18 protein-coding genes are annotated in these 21088 nt (G+C 52.9%); 17 read left to right on the forward strand and 1 reads right to left on the reverse strand.

Annotated features, from left to right (window positions below; genetic code table 11):
• Window positions 1-23: 23 nt before the first annotated feature.
• From brxC to ACQKE4_RS12055, 3 genes are all read left to right on the forward strand, one after another.
• Window positions 24-3707, forward strand: coding sequence for a BREX system P-loop protein BrxC (brxC, locus tag ACQKE4_RS12045; protein ID WP_427388604.1), 3684 nt, complete (start codon window positions 24-26; stop codon window positions 3705-3707).
• 233 nt (window positions 3708-3940) lie between these two features.
• Window positions 3941-4201, forward strand: a complete 261-nt coding sequence (locus tag ACQKE4_RS12050; RefSeq protein WP_427388605.1) for a type II toxin-antitoxin system Phd/YefM family antitoxin — start codon at window positions 3941-3943, stop codon at window positions 4199-4201.
• The gene (locus ACQKE4_RS12055; RefSeq protein ID WP_335589823.1) at window positions 4201-4335 is read left to right on the forward strand and encodes a hypothetical protein; all 135 of its coding nucleotides are present in this window, start codon (window positions 4201-4203) and stop codon (window positions 4333-4335) included. Before ACQKE4_RS12050 ends, ACQKE4_RS12055 begins: the two co-directional genes overlap by 1 nt.
• Before the next feature lie 35 nt (window positions 4336-4370).
• Here ACQKE4_RS12055 and tnpA read toward each other — a convergent pair whose 3' ends face one another.
• Window positions 4371-4787: an IS200/IS605 family transposase gene (tnpA, locus tag ACQKE4_RS12060; RefSeq protein WP_427388606.1), complete on the reverse strand. Its 417-nt coding sequence runs from the start codon at window positions 4785-4787 to the stop codon at window positions 4371-4373.
• Between tnpA and ACQKE4_RS12065 the strand changes: the two genes are divergently transcribed.
• The 14 genes from ACQKE4_RS12065 to ACQKE4_RS12130 all read left to right on the forward strand — a co-directional run bounded on the left by ACQKE4_RS12065 (window position 4680) and on the right by ACQKE4_RS12130 (window position 20987).
• Window positions 4680-5870 carry an RNA-guided endonuclease InsQ/TnpB family protein gene (locus tag ACQKE4_RS12065; protein WP_427388607.1) on the forward strand — a complete coding sequence of 397 codons (1191 nt, stop codon included), beginning with the start codon at window positions 4680-4682 and terminating at the stop codon, window positions 5868-5870. The genes tnpA and ACQKE4_RS12065 overlap by 108 nt on opposite strands.
• 24 nt (window positions 5871-5894) lie before the next feature.
• Window positions 5895-6530: an ATP-binding protein gene (locus ACQKE4_RS12070; protein WP_427388608.1), complete on the forward strand. Its 636-nt coding sequence runs from the start codon at window positions 5895-5897 to the stop codon at window positions 6528-6530.
• A complete protein-coding gene (gene pglX, locus ACQKE4_RS12075) occupies window positions 6527-10174 on the forward strand; it encodes a BREX-1 system adenine-specific DNA-methyltransferase PglX (protein ID WP_427388609.1) in 3648 nt (1215 codons plus the stop codon). Before ACQKE4_RS12070 ends, pglX begins: the two co-directional genes overlap by 4 nt.
• Window positions 10175-10177: 3 nt before the next feature.
• Window positions 10178-10402 carry a hypothetical protein gene (locus ACQKE4_RS12080; RefSeq protein ID WP_074210654.1) on the forward strand — a complete coding sequence of 75 codons (225 nt, stop codon included), beginning with the start codon at window positions 10178-10180 and terminating at the stop codon, window positions 10400-10402.
• A 21-nt stretch (window positions 10403-10423) separates the two neighbouring features.
• On the forward strand, window positions 10424-10744 hold the full coding sequence (locus ACQKE4_RS12085) for a hypothetical protein (RefSeq protein WP_427388611.1): 321 nt from the start codon (window positions 10424-10426) through the stop codon (window positions 10742-10744).
• 78 nt (window positions 10745-10822) lie between these two features.
• On the forward strand, window positions 10823-12166 hold the full coding sequence (locus ACQKE4_RS12090) for a Fic family protein (protein WP_427388613.1): 1344 nt from the start codon (window positions 10823-10825) through the stop codon (window positions 12164-12166).
• A gap of 191 nt (window positions 12167-12357) precedes the next feature.
• Window positions 12358-14988 (forward strand): BREX-1 system phosphatase PglZ type A, encoded by a 2631-nt coding sequence (gene pglZ, locus ACQKE4_RS12095; RefSeq protein WP_427388614.1) that lies wholly within the window; start codon window positions 12358-12360, stop codon window positions 14986-14988.
• Window positions 14989-15060: 72 nt separating this feature from the next.
• Window positions 15061-17133, forward strand: coding sequence for a protease Lon-related BREX system protein BrxL (brxL, locus tag ACQKE4_RS12100; protein ID WP_427388615.1), 2073 nt, complete (start codon window positions 15061-15063; stop codon window positions 17131-17133).
• A gap of 62 nt (window positions 17134-17195) precedes the next feature.
• The gene (locus tag ACQKE4_RS12105; protein WP_427388616.1) at window positions 17196-17378 is read left to right on the forward strand and encodes a hypothetical protein; all 183 of its coding nucleotides are present in this window, start codon (window positions 17196-17198) and stop codon (window positions 17376-17378) included.
• A gap of 58 nt (window positions 17379-17436) precedes the next feature.
• On the forward strand, window positions 17437-17760 hold the full coding sequence (locus tag ACQKE4_RS12110; RefSeq protein ID WP_427388617.1) for a hypothetical protein: 324 nt from the start codon (window positions 17437-17439) through the stop codon (window positions 17758-17760).
• 160 nt (window positions 17761-17920) lie between these two features.
• A complete protein-coding gene (locus ACQKE4_RS12115; RefSeq protein ID WP_264018145.1) occupies window positions 17921-18334 on the forward strand; it encodes a hypothetical protein in 414 nt (137 codons plus the stop codon).
• Window positions 18335-18576: 242 nt separating this feature from the next.
• Window positions 18577-19437 carry a S1 family peptidase gene (locus ACQKE4_RS12120; RefSeq protein ID WP_136938102.1) on the forward strand — a complete coding sequence of 287 codons (861 nt, stop codon included), beginning with the start codon at window positions 18577-18579 and terminating at the stop codon, window positions 19435-19437.
• A 35-nt stretch (window positions 19438-19472) separates the two neighbouring features.
• The gene (locus ACQKE4_RS12125; protein ID WP_136938103.1) at window positions 19473-19844 is read left to right on the forward strand and encodes a hypothetical protein; all 372 of its coding nucleotides are present in this window, start codon (window positions 19473-19475) and stop codon (window positions 19842-19844) included.
• A 135-nt stretch (window positions 19845-19979) separates the two neighbouring features.
• The gene (locus tag ACQKE4_RS12130) at window positions 19980-20987 is read left to right on the forward strand and encodes a PIN domain-containing protein (protein WP_136938104.1); all 1008 of its coding nucleotides are present in this window, start codon (window positions 19980-19982) and stop codon (window positions 20985-20987) included.
• Window positions 20988-21088: the final 101 nt, after the last annotated feature.

Genomic DNA, 21088 nt, shown 5'->3' on the forward strand with positions numbered 1-21088 from the left:
GTTGAAACATTTACAGGACAGATATGCACATTCGAGAGCTCTTCCTCAAACCGCTTAGCCGGTCAATCAACGGCGTGGTCAAGGCCGACCAGCGTGACCAGGAAACCATCTACCAGGAGCTGGATGAGTATGTCGTCACCAATGAGTTAGAAAAGCACTTTCGTGCTTTTTTTGAGTCCTACACCACCCCTTTAGATGACCCCTCCATCGCCAACCGCGTGGGCGTTTGGGTGAGTGGCTTCTTTGGGTCGGGTAAATCGCACTTTTTGAAAACGCTTTCTTACCTACTCGCCAATACGGAAGCCTTTGATGCCAACGGCCAGGCCAAGCGAGCCGCTGATTTTTTTGATGAGCAGAAGCTGGTAGACGGCTCTATTCGGGCAGACATTAACAAGGCCGTCCGTGAACCGGCTCACGTGGTGCTGTTCAACATCGACAGCAAGGCCAGCTCGAATGACGACGGCAACCCCATCCTGAACGTCTTCCTGCGCGTGTTTAACGAGCACCAAGGCTTTAGCTCTGATTACCCGCACATTGCTCATATGGAGCGCCACCTAGAAAAACGCGGTGTGTATGAGCGTTTCAAGCAGGCCTTTAACGAGGCCAGCGGCGTGGTGTGGGAAGACGAGCGAGACGGCTATCAGTTCTACCAGGACGATATCGAGCAAGCGATTGGGTCGGCGCTCGATCTCTCTCCTGAAGCGGCGCATAAATGGTTTGAGGAATCCGAAACCAACTTCAGCGTCTCGGTAGAGAACTTCTGCCACTGGGTGAAAGAGTTTTTGGAGTCGCAGTCAGCTACCCAGCGCATGGTGTTCATGGTCGATGAAGTGGGCCAGTTCATTGGTAGCGATACGCGTTTGATGCTGACTCTGCAAACGCTCACCGAAAACCTGGGTACGATTTGCGGTGGGCGTGCCTGGATCGTGGTCACCTCCCAAGCGGATATGGATGCCGTGCTAGGCGAAATGACCGCCTCAAAAGCCAACGATTTTTCCAAAATTGCCGGACGCTTCAAAACCCGCTTATCGCTCTCAAGCTCCAACTCTGACGAAGTGATCCGTAAGCGTCTGTTGGTGAAGACCGACTCGGCACGCGCGGAACTGGAAGGCGTGTTTGAGGCCAAAGGCTCCATTCTGCGTAACCAGCTGACCTTTGACCGCTCTGGCCCCACGCTAAAAAACATCGAAGGCGCCGAGAGCTTTATCGCCAACTATCCTTTCGTGCCGTACCACTTCCAGTTGGTGCAAAAAGTTTTTGAAGAAATCCGCAAGGTAGGGGCGACGGGCGCCCACCTGGCCTATGGCGAGCGCTCCATGCTCGATGCGTTCCACATGGCCGCCAAAGCCGTGCAGGAGAAAACGATTGGCGCGCTGGTGCCGATGCACTGCTTCTACACAGCGGTAGAGGGCTTTCTTGATACAGCGGTAAAGCGCACCATCGATCAGGCCAGCGAAAACCCCGTGTTAGAGGCGTTTGATGTCGAAACCCTACGCACGCTGTTTATGATCCGCTATGTGGACTTGGTGAAGGGTACGGTCAATAACCTGGTGACACTCTCGCTGACCCAAATCGACGACGACCGTATTGCCATTCGTGAGCAGCTGGAAGCGACCCTGGCACGACTGGAAAAAGAGAGCCTGATTACCCGCAACGGCGATGAGTACCAGTTCCTCACCAATGAAGAGCGCGACATCACCCGCAAGATCAAAGCTACCGAAGTCACCAGCAGCGACGAGAACAAAGAGCTTTCCAGCCTGATCTTCAAAGACCTGCTGCGCGATCGCACCAAATACCGCTACCCGGTCAACAAAACCGACTACAGCATTGGCCGCTACCTGGATGGACACACCCTGGATGGCCGCTATCAAAGCCAGCTAAGGGTAGAGGTGGTCTCGCCGCTGGACGTGGAGTACGTGCAGCTAAGCGAAGCGGGCTGCATTCACAAAAGCGGCGATAACGGTGGGCAGGTGCTGATTAAGCTGCCCGACGATAAGCGCTTTACCGATGAACTGCGTACCCTGCTGAAAACCGATAAGTTTATCCGCCTGAACCTATCGGCCAACGACCACAGCGTGGAGCGCATTCTGGCCGACCGTGGCCGTGAAAACCAGGAGCGCAAAAAACGCCTGCGGGTGCGCTTAGAAGAGATGTTGCTGGATGCCGATGTGTACGCGCTCGGGCAAAAGCTCGATCTCAACCGCAACCAGTTGAATACCCGCTTGGATGAGGCCTGCCGCTATCTGCTGGAAAACACCTACAACAAGCTGAGCCAGCTCACGGCGCTTAGCCCCGAGCCGATGCGCGAGCTGCAGGCCGTATTAACCGCCGATGACCTGGGCACCCAGAACCTCAACCTAGACGGTGAAGAGGGCAACGCTCAAGCGGTGAAAGAGGTAGAGCAGTATATCTCGCTACATGGCGGCGAACCGGTGCCACTGAACCCGCTGATTGAGCGCTTCAGCAACCGACCTTTCGGCTGGCCAGAAGGTGAAACGCTGCTGATTCTGGGTCGCCTGCATGCCGCTGGGCGCTTAACCTTCCACACCGCTGGCCCCGCGCTCAGCGGTAAAGAAGCCTTTGAGCTACTCAACAACGCCCGCCGCCGCAGTGAAGTGCGCCTTCAGAAAAAGCGCCAAACCGAAGATGCAGTGCTCAACAAAGCTCGTAACCTCACCAAAGAGCTATTTGGCCAGCTAGGCCCCACCAGCGAAAAAGAGCTGTTTACCTATTACGTAGACCGCTTATCCCACTGGCGGCGGGAGCTAGAAGCGTATAAAAGCAAAACCGATGTGGGCAACTTCCCGGGTCGCAACGCCATTGATAGCTCACTGCGGGAAGTAGAGCGCCTACTGCGCCTTGACGATAGCTTTGATTTCTTCAAAACCGTCGCCAGCCAGCAAGACACGCTGCTCGATGTCGAAGAGGACTACCGCGATCTCAACGACTTCTTCACTAAGCAGCTCACCACGTGGCAACAGCTGGAGCAAGCGCTCAATCGGTTTGCGGTGAACCGCCTAGAGCTTGAGAAAAACACCCAGGCCCAGCAAGCGCTGGCCGAGTGTGAGCGCATTTACAACGCCGACGCCCCCTACGCCATGCTGAACCAGGTGGATGGCTTGGTACGCACGCTGGATGAGGTGAACAACCGCCTGGTAGAGGAAAAGCGTCAGCACGCCATTGCCCGTATCGACACGCGCATTGCCAAGGTGAGCGCTGAAATTGCCAAAAGCGGCATTGGCACCGCCGAGCTCAGCAACCGCTTGCTGCACCCGCTGCAGCAGCTTAAAGCCTCGGTCAGTCAATCGGTCAGCGTCGCGCAAATCTACCAGCTACAAACCGAAACTGCCGTCGAGTTAGAAGAAGAAAGTTTGGATGCGCTTCACCACGCCCAGGCTGAAGCGGCCAAGCGGCAGCCGCCTGCGCCTGCGGGAAACAACACAACACCGGCTCCAACATCAGAGAACCCCAAGCCAGCCCCACAAACGGCACCAAGTGATAAAACGTACGACCCGCATACCGAAACAGCACCGGCGGCGGTGAATGCCCCCAAACCCGTGGCAAGAGTGCGTGTAAGCGACGTACTTAGCCGCGTGCATAGTGGCGTGTACCTGGAAAGCCAAGCGGAAGTGGATGCCTTTATGGACGAGCTGAGAAAAGAGCTGGAAGGGGCACTTTCAGCAGGTAAACGGGTACAGGTGCGTTAGTGTTCGAACGATTTTTGTTGAAAGTGGAGCGACAAGCTGAGCACAGGGGGCCGCTGCAATTTGGCAACAGACTGTTGCCAAATTCACCGACGCACCCTGAACCGCCAACAGGGGCAACGACTATCGCCAAGCCTAAGCATCCTGGTTGGCAGGGTATCGACGAGCAGGTTACACTTTAAAAATAACCCGTTCATCCGCGTCGGGTCTGAGCGATACCGCAGAGGTGAGTCATCATGCATGCCAACGTCAAGCAGCTGCGCTTGCAAACCAAAGCTTTGATTGCCGCTACCCAGCGTGGCGAGGCCGTAGAGATCACCTTTCACGGCAAGCCATGTGCTCGCCTAGTGGGGGTGGCGTCTGCCACACCTAACAAGCGCTTGGCCCCCAACCCGGCGTTCGGCCTCTGGGCAGATCAGGGCGAGGCAAGCGCCCAGGAGATTGACACCCAAGTCCGCCATTTGCGCGCGCCGCGCTCCTTCGAGGGCAGCGACTGATGCTGGTGGACACGGATGTGCTGATCTGGAATTTGCGCGGCAACCGCGCCGCCGCCCAGCGCCTGGATGACGCGCCAGGTTTCTGGCTCTCTGCCGTCACTTATCGAACATCGCGAAAAACCTCGTACTTCTAGTGCGAGGATGGATAGCGAGGGGCGCGAGAGCGCCCCTAGTCCGGCCTCGATTGTTGCTCAATATACTGCTTGACCATGCTCAGGGGGGCGCCTCCGACACTTCCCGCAAAGTAGCTTGGACTCCACAGCGAGTTCTTCCGGTAGGCGGGCTGCACCAGTTCAGGGTGTAGTAACTTCATCCGCCGGCTGGATACCCCCTTCAAACTATTCACCAGCCTGGATACCGCCACTTTGGGTGGAAAGTTGACAAGCAAATGGACGTGATCGGTTTCACCGTTGAACTCCTGTAGCTCCGCCTCGAAGTCCCGACACACTCGGTCGAAAAGCAATTCGAGGGAGTTGAGATGCGCGCCGGTGAACACCTTGCCCTGATACCTGGTGACAAATACCAAATGGGCATGGAGTTTAAAAACGCAGTGTCTTCCTGTTCTGATAGCTTGTTTGGTTTCCATAGACCAAGTATATTCGAAGCCATGAAGCAGACCAAGACCCTCAAGGTTCGAGTGAAGGACAAACACGCCGCCGAGCTTAACCGCATGGCCCGCAGCGTGAATTTTGTTTGGAACTACCTCAACGAACTGTCTTCCCGAGCCATTCGGGAGAAAGGTCTGTTTCTGTCTGCCTACGACATGCACCCCTATACCAAGGGTGCTGGCAAGGACCTCGGCCTGCACAGCCAAACGCTGCAATGCATCGCTGCTGAATACGTTGCCCGCCGCAAGCAGTTCAAAAAGCCCCGCTTGAATTGGCGCAAGTCCGGCGGTGTACGCCGCTCACTTGGCTGGATTCCGGTCAATACCGGCGCGGCCAAGTGGAAGAACGGGCAGGTATTTCACAACGGCACCTACTTCAAGGTGTGGGATAGCTACGGCCTGTCGACATACAAGTTCCGTGCCGGCAGTTTCAACGAAGATAGCCGGGGCCGGTGGTATTTCAATGTTGCGGTCGAGGTGGACGTGCAGCCGACGCTTGGGCAGGGCGCCGTTGGCATCGACCTTGGGCTCAAGGATGTGGCCACCTGTAGCGATGGAGGAAGGCTGGAAAACAGCCGCTTCTACCGCCGCATGGAAGACCAGTTGGCGACAGCCCAGCGTGCCCGCAACAAGCGGCGGGTAAAAGCTATTCACGCCAAGATCAAGAACCGTCGCCAGGACGCGCAGCACAAGTTTTCCCGGAAACTCGTCAACCAGTACGGCGAAATCGTCGTGGGCGATGTTTCCTCAACCAGGCTCGCGAAGACCAGGATGGCCAAAAGCGTCTACGACGCTGGCTGGTCACAACTGAAAACGATGCTGGAATATAAATGCGCTCACGCAGGCATTGTCTTCAAGGTCGTTCGCGAAACCAACACCACCCGCGCCTGTTCGTCGTGCGGCTCGCTTAGCGGGCCGCAGGGCGTCAACGGGTTGCGAGTAAGGGTCTGGGAGTGCGTGGAGTGTGGTGTACTCCACGACCGGGACGTGAATGCGGCCCGGAATATCCTCAGCCTCGGGGCAGGACGTTGCCCTCAAGAAGTTGGAATCCCCGTCCTTTAGGGCGGGGAGGACGTCAATAACGCCTTGGTACACAGCGACTACTCCCAACGCGGCAGCCCTATACGCATCGCGTTTTTTGATGACCGTATCGAGATTGAAAGCCCAGGGCTATTGATGCCCGGCATGACGATTGAAGACATGAAACGCGGCGTTTCGATGATTCGCAACCCAGTGATTGCCCGCGTATTTCGTGAGCTTGGGCTGATAGAGCAGTGGGGCAGCGGTGTGAAGCGTATTTTCTCGGAAGCCCAAGTCCAAGGGCTGCCTGAACCGCATATTGAAGAAATTGCCAACCGCGTGCGTTTGAGTATTCGGCTGGCAACGCCGGTTTCTATCCAGCAGTCAGCTTCAGTGACCCAGGCTGAGCCAGTGCAGTCAGAGTCACGGCTAGAGTCACGGCTAGAGTCACGGCTAGAGTCAGCGCTGGCAGCCAGAGTGCTGTTGATACTGCAGCAGGAGCCGCTGGGTAAAGCTGCCATAGCGCGTGAGCTGGGTCACAAGGGCGTTTCCGGTGAGCTCAATAAACAAGTAGGCAATTTACGCCAGCAGCAGCTGATTGAAATGACGCTGCCCGAAAAGCCCAATAGCCGCCTTCAACAATACCGCTTAACCCCTCAAGGCGAGCGCTTTTTGCAAGACACTTTCAAGGATCTAACATGAACACCGCCAACATCAAAAAATACGCCCCCAAGGCCCGCGTCCGCTTTATCGACACCATGACGCGCCAGGCGGCCCGGGTGGGCATTAGCCCGGATGGCAACGGTGGCGCTGTGATTGCCCCCCTGGAGCTAAAGGGCGATGTGTTGGTGATGACCGCCCAGGATGGCCAAACCCACACCGTGCCCGCCCACCTGAAAGGCGCACGGGAAGCGCTGGCCGCGTGGGTGCAGCGCGATGGCTTTACCCAAGCGATAGAGCAGGCCGCCTACAGTTGGTTCAACCGCCTGTGCGCCATTCGCTATATGGAGATTCACGGCTACTTAGACCACGGCCGCCGTGTGCTGAGTGGGGCAGGGGGCGAAGCCGGGCAGTTCCAGCTTCTGGAGGAATGCTTAGAGGTAGATTTACCAGGGCTGGACACCGACCGCGTTCGCGAACTCAAGCTCGACGGCACCCAGGATGAAACCCTCTACCGCGAGCTGCTGCTGGCCCAGTGCCACGCCCTGCATGAGGCCATGCCGTTCCTGTTCGAGCCGCTGGACGACGCCAGCGAACTTCTGCTGCCCAATAACCTGACCAAAACCGATTCACTCATCCGCGAGCTGGTCGAGGCGATTCCCGAAGAGGATTGGCAGGATGTAGAAGTGATCGGCTGGCTCTACCAGTTCTACATCAGCGAGAAAAAAGACCAGGTGATCGGCAAGGTGGTGAAAAGCGAAGACATCCCCGCCGCCACCCAGCTGTTCACTCCCAACTGGATCGTGCAATACCTGGTGCAGAACTCGGTAGGCCGCCAGTGGCTGCAAACCTACCCAGGCTCGCCACTCAAAGGCGAGATGCCGTACTACATCGAGCCCGCCGAGCAGGAGCCCGAGGTACAGGCTCAGCTGGACGCCATCACCCCGGCCAGCCTCGACCCCGAAGCCATCAAGGTGCTCGACCCCGCCTGCGGCTCCGGCCATATTCTGGTGGAAGCCTACAACGTGCTGAAGGCGATTTACGAAGAGCGTGGCTACCGCACCCGCGACATCCCCCAGCTGATTCTGGAAAACAACCTGTTCGGCCTGGATATCGACGACCGCGCCGCCCAGCTGGCGGGCTTTGCGCTGTTGATGAAAGCCCGTGAAGACGACCGCCGGATTTTGACGCGCAACGTGCGCCTAAACGTGCTGGCCATGCAGAGCAGCCAGCATCTAGATGCCAATACCCTATGGCGCGACCTGAACCTCACCGGTGACTGGCACCAGGGCCAATCCCAAAGCCTGTTTGAGAGCGAACAGCAGGAGCTTGCCAACAACGACGCCACTTACAAACTGATTGCCGACTTGATTGAGCGCTTTCAGGATGCCAAAACCTTCGGCTCGCTGATTGAAGTGCCCAATGAGCTGGAAGAGCCGCTCAAAGCACTGCTGGAAGAATTGACCGAGCTAAGCAATAGCGGCGATATGATGCAAAAGGCCGCTGCTCAGCGGTTAGTGCCCATTGTGCAGCAGGCCAGGGTATTGGCGCAGCGCTACAATGCAGTAGTGGCGAATCCGCCGTATATGGGCAGTAAAGGCATGAATAAGGCGCTGAAGGACTACGCCAAAAACGCCTACCCCAACAGCAAGTCGGATCTGTTCGCGATTTTTATGGAGCACGCCTTCAGCTTACTGGCACCGCAGGGCTATAACGCCCAGATCAATATGCAGTCATGGATGTTTCTTTCCAGCTACGAAAAGCTCCGCGACTGGCTGTTGGATAACACCACCATTATCACCATGGCGCATTTGGGCGGCAGAGCCTTTGACAGCATCAGTGGGGAAGTTGTCTCCGCCACTGCCTTTGTCATGGAGAAAATCGCCAAGCCGGATTACCAGGGCGCTTATCTGCGGTTGGTGGACGGAAAATCTGAAGCCGAGAAGAAAGGCGCATTGCTCGAAGCCATTCAGAACCGCGACTGCGGCTGGTTCTATGACGCCAAGCCGGACGATTTCAAGAAGATTCCGGGGAGTCCGTTTGCGTATTGGCTAAGTAAAAAAATTGTAGAAAAATTTAATAAATCTATGCTTCTTGGAGATGCAATGCCCGTTCGCGGGGGTATGACAACCGCTGACAACGAAAGATTTGTCCGAATATGGACAGAGGTTGATTATAAAAAAATTGGGAAAGAGTACTGGGTACCATATAACAAAGGTGGAGAATTCAGGAAGTGGTATGGAAACCAAAGTTGGGTTGTTTTCTGGAAAAATGACGGTAGTGCAATAAAAGCGACAGGAAAGGCGTCAGTCCGGTCAGAAGAGTTTTACTTTAATAAGATGATAGGTTGGACTGATGTTACTAGCTTCAGCCAACTTGGCGTTAGAGTATATCCGGAGGGATTTATTTTTGATGCAAGCGGCCCTGCGCTTTTTCCAAAAAATGAAGAAGACGAATATATAAGTCTTGGTTTTCTTGCATCTAAAGTTGCATCATTGTCTCTAAATGCGCTGAATCCAACACTGCATGTTCAAGCAGGGAATATTTCATGTCTGCCTTTCTATAAAGCTGAAAATATAGAGCCAATATCAAAAACTGTTAGAGAGCTTGTGTGCATCACAAAAAAAGACTGGGACTCCTATGAAATATCTTGGAATTTTGCATCGCCTAGCTTGCTCAAGCAGGTTGAAAAAGAAAAAAAGGTAAGAGATGCATATAAATATATTGAAGCTGAGTGGAAAAATTATGCTCTTAGGGCAATGGAGCTTGAAGAGAAAAACAACTGCTTATTCAATGAGGCGTATAATCTTCAAAATGAATTGACGCCAAAAATCCCATTCGAAGAAATTACCCTTACCTGCAACCCTCACTACCGCTACGGTGGGAACCGCCCCAAAGAAGAGCTGGCAACCCTGCTCCAATGCGACACCCTCAAAGAGCTGGTCAGCTACGCCATCGGCTGCATGATGGGCCGCTACTCGCTGGACAAGCCCGGCCTGATCCTCGCCAGTCAGGGCGAAACCGTCCGCGACTACCTCGCCCAGATCCCCGAGCCAAACTTCGCCCCGGATGACAATGCCATCATCCCGCTCACCGATCAGGAATGGTTCCCCGACGACGCCACCAACCGCTTCCGCGACTTTGTGCGTACCGTGTGGGGCGAAGAGCACCTGCAAGAAAATCTCGATTTCGTCGCTGAAAGCCTCTGCCTACACGCCATCAAATCCAAGAAGGGTGAGGCTGCGCTAGAGACCATCCGCCGCTACCTCAGCACCCAGTTCTTCAAAGACCACCTGCGCACCTACAAAAAACGCCCCATCTACTGGCTGTTCTCCTCCGGCAAGCAGAAAGCCTTCGAGTGCTTGGTCTACCTGCATCGCTACAACGAAAGCACCCTGGCCGAGATGCGCACCGACTACGTCATCCCGCTCACCACCAAGCTCGCCAGCTACGTGGAAAAGCTAGAACAAGACAAAGACGCCAGCACCTCCGCCGCAGAAGCAAAAGCCATCGAGAAGGAATTGAGCAAGCTCTACAAGCAACAAGCCGAACTCAACACCTTCGATGAAAAACTCCGCCACTACGCCGACCAGCGCATCTCACTGGATCTGGATGATGGGGTGAAGGTGAACTATGGGAAATTTGGGGATTTGTTGGCTGAGGTGAAGCAAGTGGTGGGGAAGTGATTTATGGAGCTTAAAAATATCGAAGAGCTGATTGATAACGAGGGTGAAATCACCATCGGTAGAATTGGGCCGGTGCGCTGCGGTGCTTCTGCAAGCGATGAAGCTAATTGCCTTGCGATGTTAGCTAGGCGGCCTGGCGAGTCGTTTGAGGCGTTGCTTATACGCCTGGATTCCGCGATTGAGGATGCTATTGAGCATGATATCTTCGCAGATGAAATCAATCCATAAAGTGCAATGTATGGAGCTTTGATGACAACTCCTATTGGCCGCTGGCGTATCACCTGGATGGAAACGTGGGATCAGGAATTTGTCGATTTGATTGAGCCGGGCCACTTCCGGTTTGATGAAAATGGACTCGGCTATTTTATCTTCGGTGCTGTTGAAGGCCAGCTTGACTACCGCCTTTCAGAAGGCGGCAAGCGTATCGATTTCAGTTGGTCGGGCAATGATGAGGGCGATGAGAAATCTGGCCGTGGTTGGTTTACGTTTTCATCATCGCGTATCACCAAAGGGTATTTTTTCATTCACTGCGGGGATGAATCAGCGCTAGAAATTGAACGGCAGCCGTGAAGAGAAAAATAATAAGTAGCAAGCTCCTATTGTGGCTCATATACTAATATTTAATAAATTAGTAGTTGGAGCAATGTGATGAAGGTGCCTGTCTCTCCACCGTCCCAGGAAAAGCTACTTGAGCTGCTCAAAAGTGGCGATGTCGCTAAAATGGCGTTGCTCTTTGGTCAGGCGGTTGGGCCGACGGACAGTAAAGGCCGTTACCTACACTGGGACAAGCTTAGGCATCTGGCCATGCCTAAAGGTTATGATGCCGAGCTTTACTGGCTGGCCATGCGCAACGCGCGAGAGAAAATTTCCAGAGACCTATCTTTTAAGGATAAGCAGGGGGCTCCCTTTCGGTTTTGCATACCGGATACCGTGATGCGTGACATTCTCTGGATCAGTGAGAACGCGACGGGGGCAATCAAGGCAGACAGTAAAATCTCAGACCCTCACACAAAGCAAACTTACCTGATCAACTCGCTGATTGAAGAAGCCATCAATTCGAGCCAACTGGAAGGGGCTTCAACCACCCGCCAGGTGGCCAAGGATATGCTACGTTCGGGAAGAAAACCCAAAGATCATTCTGAAAAAATGATTCTTAACAACTATAACGCCATGCGTTTCATTCGTGAGTACAAGGAAGAAACACTCACGAAGTCAATGATATGCGAATTACATAAGATCGTGACAGAAGATGCTGATAAAGCCGGTGTTTTTCGAGGTCCAGATGAAGACATAAGGGTGTACTCACTCGATGACAAGCTGCTACATACGCCGCCATCCTATCAAGAGCTTGATGACCGTATTCAGCAGCTATGTGACTTCGTCAATGCGGAAAATGAGAACGAGGCTAGCTTTATACCGCCTGTTATCAAGGCCATCGTTGTCCACTTCATGATTGGGTATGACCACCCCTTTGTGGATGGCAATGGCAGAACGGCACGGGCTCTTTTCTATTGGGTGATGGCCAAGGAGGGGTATTGGCTGATGGAGTATATCTCTATCTCTCGGGTGCTGAAGCAGGCACCCGCACAATACATGGCGGCATACCTGCATACAGAAACGGATGGTAATGATGTTACTTATTTCATTATTCATCAGCTTGAAGTGATCAAAAAATCGATTGCTGATCTGCATCGCTACCTCACTGACAAAGCAGGAGAGTACAGAGAGGCTGAAAAAATCCTCAAGAAATCAAAGCTCAATGGTTTGCTCAACCATCGGCAGCTGGGGCTGTTAAAAAATGCGTTGGATAACCCTGGGATGGAGTACACCATTAAATCCCATCAGAATTCCCATGGGATTGCTTATCAGACCGCACGAACCGACTTGTTAGCGCTATCAGATAAGTATCATCTGCTGAAAAAATATAAAGTCGGTAAAAAGGACGTTTTTATCGCGCCTGCCAATATGCTGAATCTGATAAAAAATGACTGATGTATATTTTCCCGTGCCAGAGCAGAGCAGAGCAGAGCAGTGCATGGCTAGGCAGCGCTGCCGCTTTTACTGATCCGAACGTGATAATATTTTGAATCCTAAGTCTTTTAGCGTCCAAGTACACGTCGCTATCTATGAGATGGCGGCGTGACTGGCAGCAAGTTTTAACGTTTATGTGGCAAGGAGGCTAGATGCAGCTCGACCAACTCCAACAGGGCTTACAACACGCCTTCTTCACCGACCGCCATCGGATTGTCTTCTGGTACGACGCCCCTGGCCACTTTGCGGATTCGCTCAGCGAGCTTGCGCTGGAAGGCGTTCAGGTGATCAATATGGCGGGGGAGTCCACCCTGGGCGTGAAGCTACGCCTGGAGCTAGAGGAGCCGGAAATGCCCACGTTGCTCTACTTTCCCTACGCCGAGCCAGCCCCAGAAGACGACTGGCTGCTGGATATAAAGCTGTACTCTGGCCGCTTCTACGCCGACCGCGTTTCGATGATTTTCAACGAGCTGGGCCTAACGCGCCACGTACTGCGCGAGCACTTGGCGCAGCGGCAGGCGTTTTTAGCTAGCCGTAAGCGTATTGATGCCCTGAAGCGTTTGGTCACGCCTTCTCTCAGTGAAGATGAGCTGGATCTGGCGATGCTGGCCGTGGTGGTGGGGGCCACGTCTCTTGACGTGGCCACGCTGCTGTTCCACTTGGCTGAAGAGGCGGTGGCCAATGAGCTAGGGCTAGAGGCCAACCCAGCGGCGTTGATTGAAGCGGAAAAGTACGCCTTGGTGCCTGCGTTGGTGCGCGCCCTGCAGGCCGAAGTGGGTTACCCCGCCAGCCAAGCAGAGCTCAGCGGTGACGTGCCGCTGAACTTCGGCCAGTTAATGCTGCGGTTATTGATTACCGGCTACTGCGAGAGCATTTCTGATATTCCTGACTGGGCGCGTCAGGTGGCCATTCCCTCTGTTAATGCGCGTGCATCCTCCCGAGCGCTGCTCACTCGCTGGCGAGATAGTTCACGCTTTTACCCCGCGTTTGATGTGATCTCCGGGTGGGTGGCGGATGCCCAGCGCATTGATGACAAGCTGCAGGATGTGCCGTTAGAACAGCTAAGCCATGTGGCGACGTTTGAGGTGGTGGAGAAGCAGATCATTGTCGATCTCTGCCAGGCGATTCCCACGGCGGATGCCCGCGACCTGAAGCTATTCGACAGCATCATTGTGGCGCGCCTGGACGGTTATTGGGCATCGCGGCATAAAAACGATGCCCGCCGCGAGCGCTACCGGCAGCTATATGCCGCGCTTACCGCGTCGATTGCGCTGTTTAGCCTGCGTCATCAGCATGCCAAAGGCTTTCATTACGAGAGTGTTGAGGCGCTCTACCACGCTTACCAAACAGATCTCTACCGTTTTGATACCGCCTATCGCCATTATGCCGTGGCGTCTGATGCCACCGGCGTGGAGCTGCTTAAAAACCTGGATGCCGCCGTTGAGCGCTGTTATGACGAGTGGTTCCTGGGCCAGCTCACCCGTAACTGGAGCGAGCGCGTGGAAGCCGAGCAGCGGCTCACCCACTGGAAGCTACCCAATATCCCCAGCCAGCAGCATTTCTACCGCGACTGGGTTCAACCCCAGCTAGCCGCTAGTCGCCAAAAGCGTGTGGTGGTGGTGATTAGTGATGCCTTCCGCTATGAAGCGGCAGAAGAGCTGCGTGAGCGCATTAATGCCAAGCGCTATAGCGAAGCGACGTTAAAAAGCCAGTTAGGTGTGGTGCCTAGCTACACCACGCTGGGAATGGCCTCGCTGTTACCGCACCGAGAGCTCAGCTATCAGCCGGGCAGCGATACGGTGCTGGTGAATGGCCAATCCACCCAAGGCACGGCGAACCGCAGCAAGTTACTCAAAGCAGCCCTTGGCGGGGAGGCGTTAGCCGTGACCGCCGAGGACGTAAAAGGTTGGAGCCGTGAAGAGGGGCGCGAAAAGATCAAAGGCGTGCAGCTGATGTACGTTTATCACAACGTGGTGGATGCCCGTGGGGATGCCGCTAACACTGAAAGCGAGACGTTTGCAGCGGTGGAGGATGCCATTGATGAGCTGGATCAGCTGACCCGTAAAATTCTCATGCACCTGAACACCAGCACGGTGCTGGTCACCGCCGACCACGGTTTCCTGTTCCAGCGCAGCGCGTTGGATGCTACCGACCGCACGGCGCTGTCAGACAAGCCAACGTCGGCCTTCAAAAGCAAAAAGCGTTATGTGCTGGGCGAGTCGCTGCCCGATAACCCCAGTGTGTGGCACGGCCACACCCGCGATACGGCAGGCACCACCTGCGATACCCAGTTCTGGATACCCAAAGGCGCACACCGTTTTCACTTTGTCGGCGGGGCGCGCTTTGTACATGGGGGCATTATGCCCCAGGAAATTGTGGTGCCCGTGCTCACCGTTCAGCAGCTGCGGGGCGAGAAGGTGGAAAAGCGCACCAGTCGCAAGGTGGAGGTGATCTCACCCAAGGCATCGCTGAAAATGGTCAATAACATTCAGCGCTTCGACCTGCTGCAAACTGAAGCGGTGAGCGAGCGCCTCCGCCCGGTCACGCTGTCGGTGGCGATTTACGCGGGCAGCGAGGTGGTCTCCAGTGAAGAGGTCGTGACCTTCGATAGCGCAAGCGACAATATGAACGAGCGCATGAAGTCGGTGCGCCTCTCGCTATCGGGCACGTCATTCGACCGTAAAAACGACTACTTCCTGGTGCTGCGCGATAAAGACTTGGGCACCGAGCGGGAGCGCTACCGGGTGGTGATCGATCTCGCGTTTACGGATGATTTTTTCTAGGCCCGTCATCAGCTGGAAAGCTTTTATGTTTGTGCATTGTGCTTTTTTCGTCGTTCAGGAGTGACCGCCCACATGGATTTTGACTCATCTTCCGCCACGCAAGTGACCGATGCCCTTCAGGACGCCGATCTGGATACGCTGCTCAACACCCACTTTGCGGGCCGCGTGGTGCGTAAGGATCTCACCCAGCGCGTGAAAGAGGGCGCAAACGTGCCCGTGTATGTGCTGGAGTACCTGTTGGGTATGTACTGCGCCTCTGATGATACTGAGGTGATCGCTACGGGATTGGAAAACGTTAAAGCGATTCTGACGGATAACTACGTTCGCCCGGATGAAGCGGAGAAAGTGAAATCCATCGTGCGCGAGCGCGGCAGCTTCAAGGTGATTGATCGTGTCACGGTGCGTCTTAATGAGAAAAAAGACCGCTATGAAGCGGCGTTCAGTAACCTGGGCATCAAGGATGCCGAAATCTCTGCAGGCATTGTTAAAGAGCACGAGAAGCTGCTGGTAGGCGGTATTTGGGTGATTGCCACGCTCAGCTACTTTCATGAAGAGGGGCAAACAAGCTCGCCGTTTGGCGTTAGCCTGCTCAAACCGATTCAGATGCCCCACATGAACATGGAAGAGCTGTTTGAAGGGCGGCGTGGGTTTACCAATACTCAATGGCGTGAAGTGCTGATTCGCTCGATTGGTATGGAGCCTGCCGAGCTAGACGAAAGCGTACAGTGGCACCTGCTGGCCAGGATGATTCCGTTTGTCGAGAACAACTACAACGTTTGCGAGCTAGGGCCACGGGGCACTGGCAAAAGCCATATCTACAAAGAGTGTTCACCCAACAGCATTTTGGTCTCTGGCGGGCAAACCACGGTGGCTAACCTGTTCTATAACATGAGCTCACGGCGCATTGGCCTGGTGGGCATGTGGGATTTGGTAGCGTTCGATGAAGTGGCCGGTATCTCGTTCAAGGATAAGGACGGGGTGCAGATCATGAAGGATTACATGGCCTCTGGCTCTTTTGCCCGTGGGCGCGAACAGATGGAAGCCTCAGCCTCGATGGTGTTCGTCGGCAACATCAACCAAAGCGTGGAGTCGCTGGTAAAAACCAGCCACCTGCTGACGCCATTCCCCGATGCCATGATTGATGCTGCCTTCTTTGACCGCTTCCATGCCTATATTCCCGGCTGGGAAATCCCCAAGATGCGGCCCTCATTCTTCACTCAGCGCTATGGGTTTATCGTCGATTACCTAGCGGAATTCTTCCGTGAAATGCGCAAGCGCAGCTTCGCTGATGCGATTGATCGCTACTTCTCTCTGGGCGACAACCTCAACCAGCGTGACGTGATCGCGGTACGTAAAACGGTGTCGGGCCTGCTGAAGCTGATGTTTCCCCATGGGGAGTACATGAAAGATGATGTGCGGGATTGCCTGGAATACGCCATGCAGGTACGCCGCCGCGTGAAGGAGCAGCTGAAAAAGATTGGTGGCATGGAGTTTTACGATGTTCATTTCAGCTACATCGACAAAGAGACCCTGGAAGAGCACTTTGTGTCGGTGAAAGAGCAGGGCGGTGGCGGCCTAATTCCAGAAGGCCAAGGCAAGCCAGGCGTGGTGCATACCATTGGCCTCAGCGATAAAGGCATGCCGGGAGTTTATCGCATCGAAATGCAAGTAACCGCAGGCAGCGGCAAGCTGGCCATGTCAGGGCTCTGGAATTCCACGGCCGCCAAAGAGCAGGTCAAAATGGCGTTCGATTACTTCAAGGCCAATGCCAGCCGCATCAGCGGAGCCCGCAAGGTGTTGGAGCATGATTTCCACCTTCATGTGGTCGACCTGCAAAATAGCGGTGTGTTGCGTGACCTCTCACTCGCCAGCCTGGTTGCGTTCTCTTCAGGCCTGGTAGGTAAACCTACGCAAAGCCAAATGGTCGTGCTGGGCGACATGAGCCTAGGGGGCAGCTTGAAGCCCGTCGCGAGCTTAGCAGAATGCCTGCAGGTTGCCTTTGACGCCGGTGGCAAGCGCGTCACCCTGCCCATGAGCAGTGCCATGGATATTCCTACCATCCCCGGAGAGCTGTTCACCAAGTTTCAAACCAGCTTCTATGCCGAACCGATTGACGCAGTGGTCAAAGCGCTTGGGGTGGATTAAGGTTAATGAGTCTATCGTGATACTGCATTCATGGTTTCGCACGCACTGCAGAAGGCACTTAGATGCAAAAATCTAATGAGTCCAGTGATGTAAAAGCAAACGGCGGCCCTCTGCAGCGGCTTAAGGGCTCGGTCGGCAAATATGAGCTGCCATTTGAGCCTATAGGCGTTGACGACTGGGAAGCCATGCAGGTGGAAGAGCCTGTTCTAGCCACCCAATCAGGTGATGAGCATTCGCCGAGATAGGCACGCATTGCACGTGCCATGTTAGTGAGTACATGGTCGGTAGGCGAGGAGCATAGCAATGAAAGTGACTGAAAAAGTAGAAGTTGAGGCCGTCACCGATGTGGTGTGCGATGTATGCCTAACCACAACACGTGTAGCAGATGAAAATCTTGAGTACGCCACCCTCAAAGCCCATTGGGGCTATGGCTCTCAACACGACGGCGAGCGCTATGAAGTTCACCTTTGCGAAAGCTGTTTTTTCAGCACGTTGGCTTACTTCAAACAAGAACGCCGCGTGCAAAATTTGTTCAGCGAAGATAGCGATAGAGATCAGGTTTTCAATACAGATGACCGCTTGGGGCTCGTGGCGACGGATGACTATTTTGGTGATAGAGACGCCTAAGCGTGCTATGCAGTTTCGCCACGCTTTTGGACTGGTATAGAGAGCTGCTTAAGGCAGATTTCGACCCTGAGCGGCCATGCCGATCAAAGCGACGATCACGTTCTTTGAGTATATGGGGTATTCACAATGATTGGTGTTATGGGCTTAAAGGTGGCGGAAGATGATAATAATTAAGTCTCAAGTAATAGCTATTGTATTCGTTGTATTAATGGCATTTTCTATCCATGCTCAAGCCGCCGACGAGGACTACGTCCGATCAAACTTTGCAGCCGATTATGCACAGTGTTGGAGTTACTACACAATTACTTCTGAAGGCGTACGTCGCGGCGGGCAGAGCGACTTGGCCGAGCAATTCACTGCTCTTGCGAATGAAGCATTCCTAAAGGGGGTTACCCTTAGTAATATTGAGGTTACAAAGGCTAGGGCGGAGATGGCACGCATCCAGCAGTTTGATGAAATGCGTCGTGATTTTTCAAATCTTGAAATCCTATTTGTAAAGTATAATCAACTTTGTAATGGATTAATGACTGATCCAATAAGTCGTGAAGAGTATTGGAGGCGTAGCGATCAGTAATGTCCGTTAGAAAAAGTGGCGAATAACTCTAGATCAAACAAGCGCACTATCGACCCAAAGCGGCTATTCTTGGAAATTCAGTAGGAACGCGAATTTTAACTATACGGCCTAATGGAAGTTATTAGACCAAAAAATCATAGGCTTAGGGTGGGGGCTCGCAGGCTGAATTTTGCCGGAAGAAGTGCCAGCACGTTCATTCAATCATAGAATGCGCTGTATAATACGGTGTTAACAGGAAACTTATGCACATCCTTGATCAGTTAATGAAAAGTGTAGTTCGCATTGAGGCGAAAATGGGGAATGGCCAGATTTCAACCGGCTCTGGCTTCGCTTACCGGTTTGCTGTAAGGGAGGACGGCTCTCATGTGCCTGCAATAGTGACTAACAAGCACGTCATAGATGGAGCAATTGAAATATCCTTTCCAGTAAGCACTGCAGACAGGCAAGGAAATCTGACAGGCAAGTTTGAAAATATTCAATATTCAATTGACGGAAGCAATGTTCTTCTTCACCCCGATGATAGTGTAGATCTATGCGCGATATTATCAGCACCGATATACAATCACTTTAAGGGGAGAAATCTTCAGCCGGCAATTTACAGCTTTGATAAGAATATATCCACAATAGAGTCGGAGTTCAGTGAACTTCTCCCGATGGAAGAAGTTACGATGATTGGCTACCCGAACGGTATATGGGATAGCGCTAATAATGGTTCTATTGCCAGAAGAGGAATTATCGCCACAATTCCGGGTGACGACTATCTGGGTAAAAAGCAGTTTGTAGTGGACATGGCCTGTTTTCCAGGATCTAGCGGAAGCCCAGTATTCTTAGCGAATTTTGGCAGTTACGTCGACCGCAACGGTAATTTAGCTGTGGGTTCAAGAGTGAAGCTACTTGGAGTTTTATACGCAGGGCCACAGCATAGAGCAAATGGCGAAATTGTTGTAGTTCCGATTCCCACAAGTAGCAGACCCATCGCCGAGACATCCATACCCAACAATTTGGGATACGTCATAAAATCGCTAGAACTTGAGCCACTTGAAGCTATGGCAGATAAGCTGTTAACAAGCGAATTCAGCGAATCCGCTAATGCTGGCCACTGATTCGAGCGTTATGTTTTTTTGAGTAGGAGAGCCGTATGGCGGTCAATCTGAAAAATGTCAGGATCGTGAACTGTGGTACTGGAATCAGCGCACCTGCGGATGCTCCAATTACAGCTGATGGGCTCAATATTGAAGGATGCGAGCGTGCCATCGACCTTCGTGATCCACCATCGCTCATGCAACAGTTGGGACTAGCTGAAGGAACTCCTCCCAAAGACCTTCTCGCAGTATTGGAAGCCATAAACAAACCGGACTTGAGTCAAGATGATGTCATTCGAGAAGTGAGCTCATCGAAACTCCGTAGTTGGCTGGGAGTAGGTTCCGATATCACAACTGTCTCTGCTGGCATCTTCCAGTTGTACCAAAGCGGTCTAGTGCAGAGTGTTTTGACCTTACTGCCGAAATAAAACATAACCAAGAGGTCAACCGGACGCCAAAAGCGTACCGTTTTTGGTTCCCTCCGCTGCGCTCCGGCGCTGGTTACTATCAGCGTTAACTTGAGCCAGAATCAGTGACAAGAGACAAGCGAGAATAAGCATTATATGAATTACATCTTTCTCGATACATGTGTTTTGCTGGATGTTTCTACGAAAAGAAGTGATCTCCCTCTAGTGTCTGCACTAGAGGAGCTTGTGAGTTCGAACAGCGTAAAATTAGTCTTGGCTGACCTGGTTATTGAGGAGTATGAGCGAAATAAGGAGAGTGTGGCGAAGAAAACTGCACAACGACTGTCTCAAGAGTTTAAGCAGGTCAAGGCTGTGGTAAATGAGTTTGCTGGTGAAAAGCAAGGAGCGACCATAGACGTTTTAAATGATATCAATGCAAGACTGCCCCTTTTAACCGAGGCAAATTACGCAACTATCTATAGAGTTGAAAGACTAATTGAATCGGCAGTGGTAACTCCAGTTAGTGAGCGTTCAAAAATCGCTGCCGTTCAACGAGGACTAGAAAAAAGAGCACCGTTTCATATAAGCAAAAACTCTGTTGCAGATGCTGTCATCATTGAGCAGTTTTTCGAGTTTATGAGTAGCCTAAATCGTAGCTGTGATACTTGCATTTTTGTTACCCATAACCATAACGACTTTTCCTCGAAAGATCATCGAAAACCGCATTCGGATTTTGACGAGATATTTTCATTTTCGAACTCTTTCTATTTCAATAATCTAGCTCCAGCTATTGACCACATTGATCCTGATTTGCTTGCTGAAGTCGAGTTTGAACATGATTTTTCAGAAGAAACCAGAGGGTTGAGAGAAATATTAGACTCCATGGATGAGCTGGTCGATAAGGTTTGGTACAACCGTCATCAAAACCGTATATGGCTCATCGAAAACGGTGAAATTGAAATCGTAGCTGAAGGAACTGAGCGCTATGGCTCAGATGTAATTCATGAGCATATCCTCCAAGGTGCTATTAAATCAGCTGAACGCATTGAAGAGACGTATGAAGATACAGGCCCATGGAGTGACTTTGAGTGGGGAATGATCAACGGGAAGTTATCAGCGCTGCGTTGGGTTCTAGGTGACGAATGGGATATGTTGGACACCTAAGTTAACAAGTAAGCGTTCATTCCAAGACGTAGTTGACCTACTTCACGTCCCGGAGAGGTCTCAATAACTCCGGCGAGACCTTGTACTGCTTCCTGCCATCC

Origin of the sequence: Halomonas sp. NPDC076908 (assembly GCF_050269715.1) — a bacterium.
Classification (GTDB): domain Bacteria; phylum Pseudomonadota; class Gammaproteobacteria; order Pseudomonadales; family Halomonadaceae; genus Vreelandella.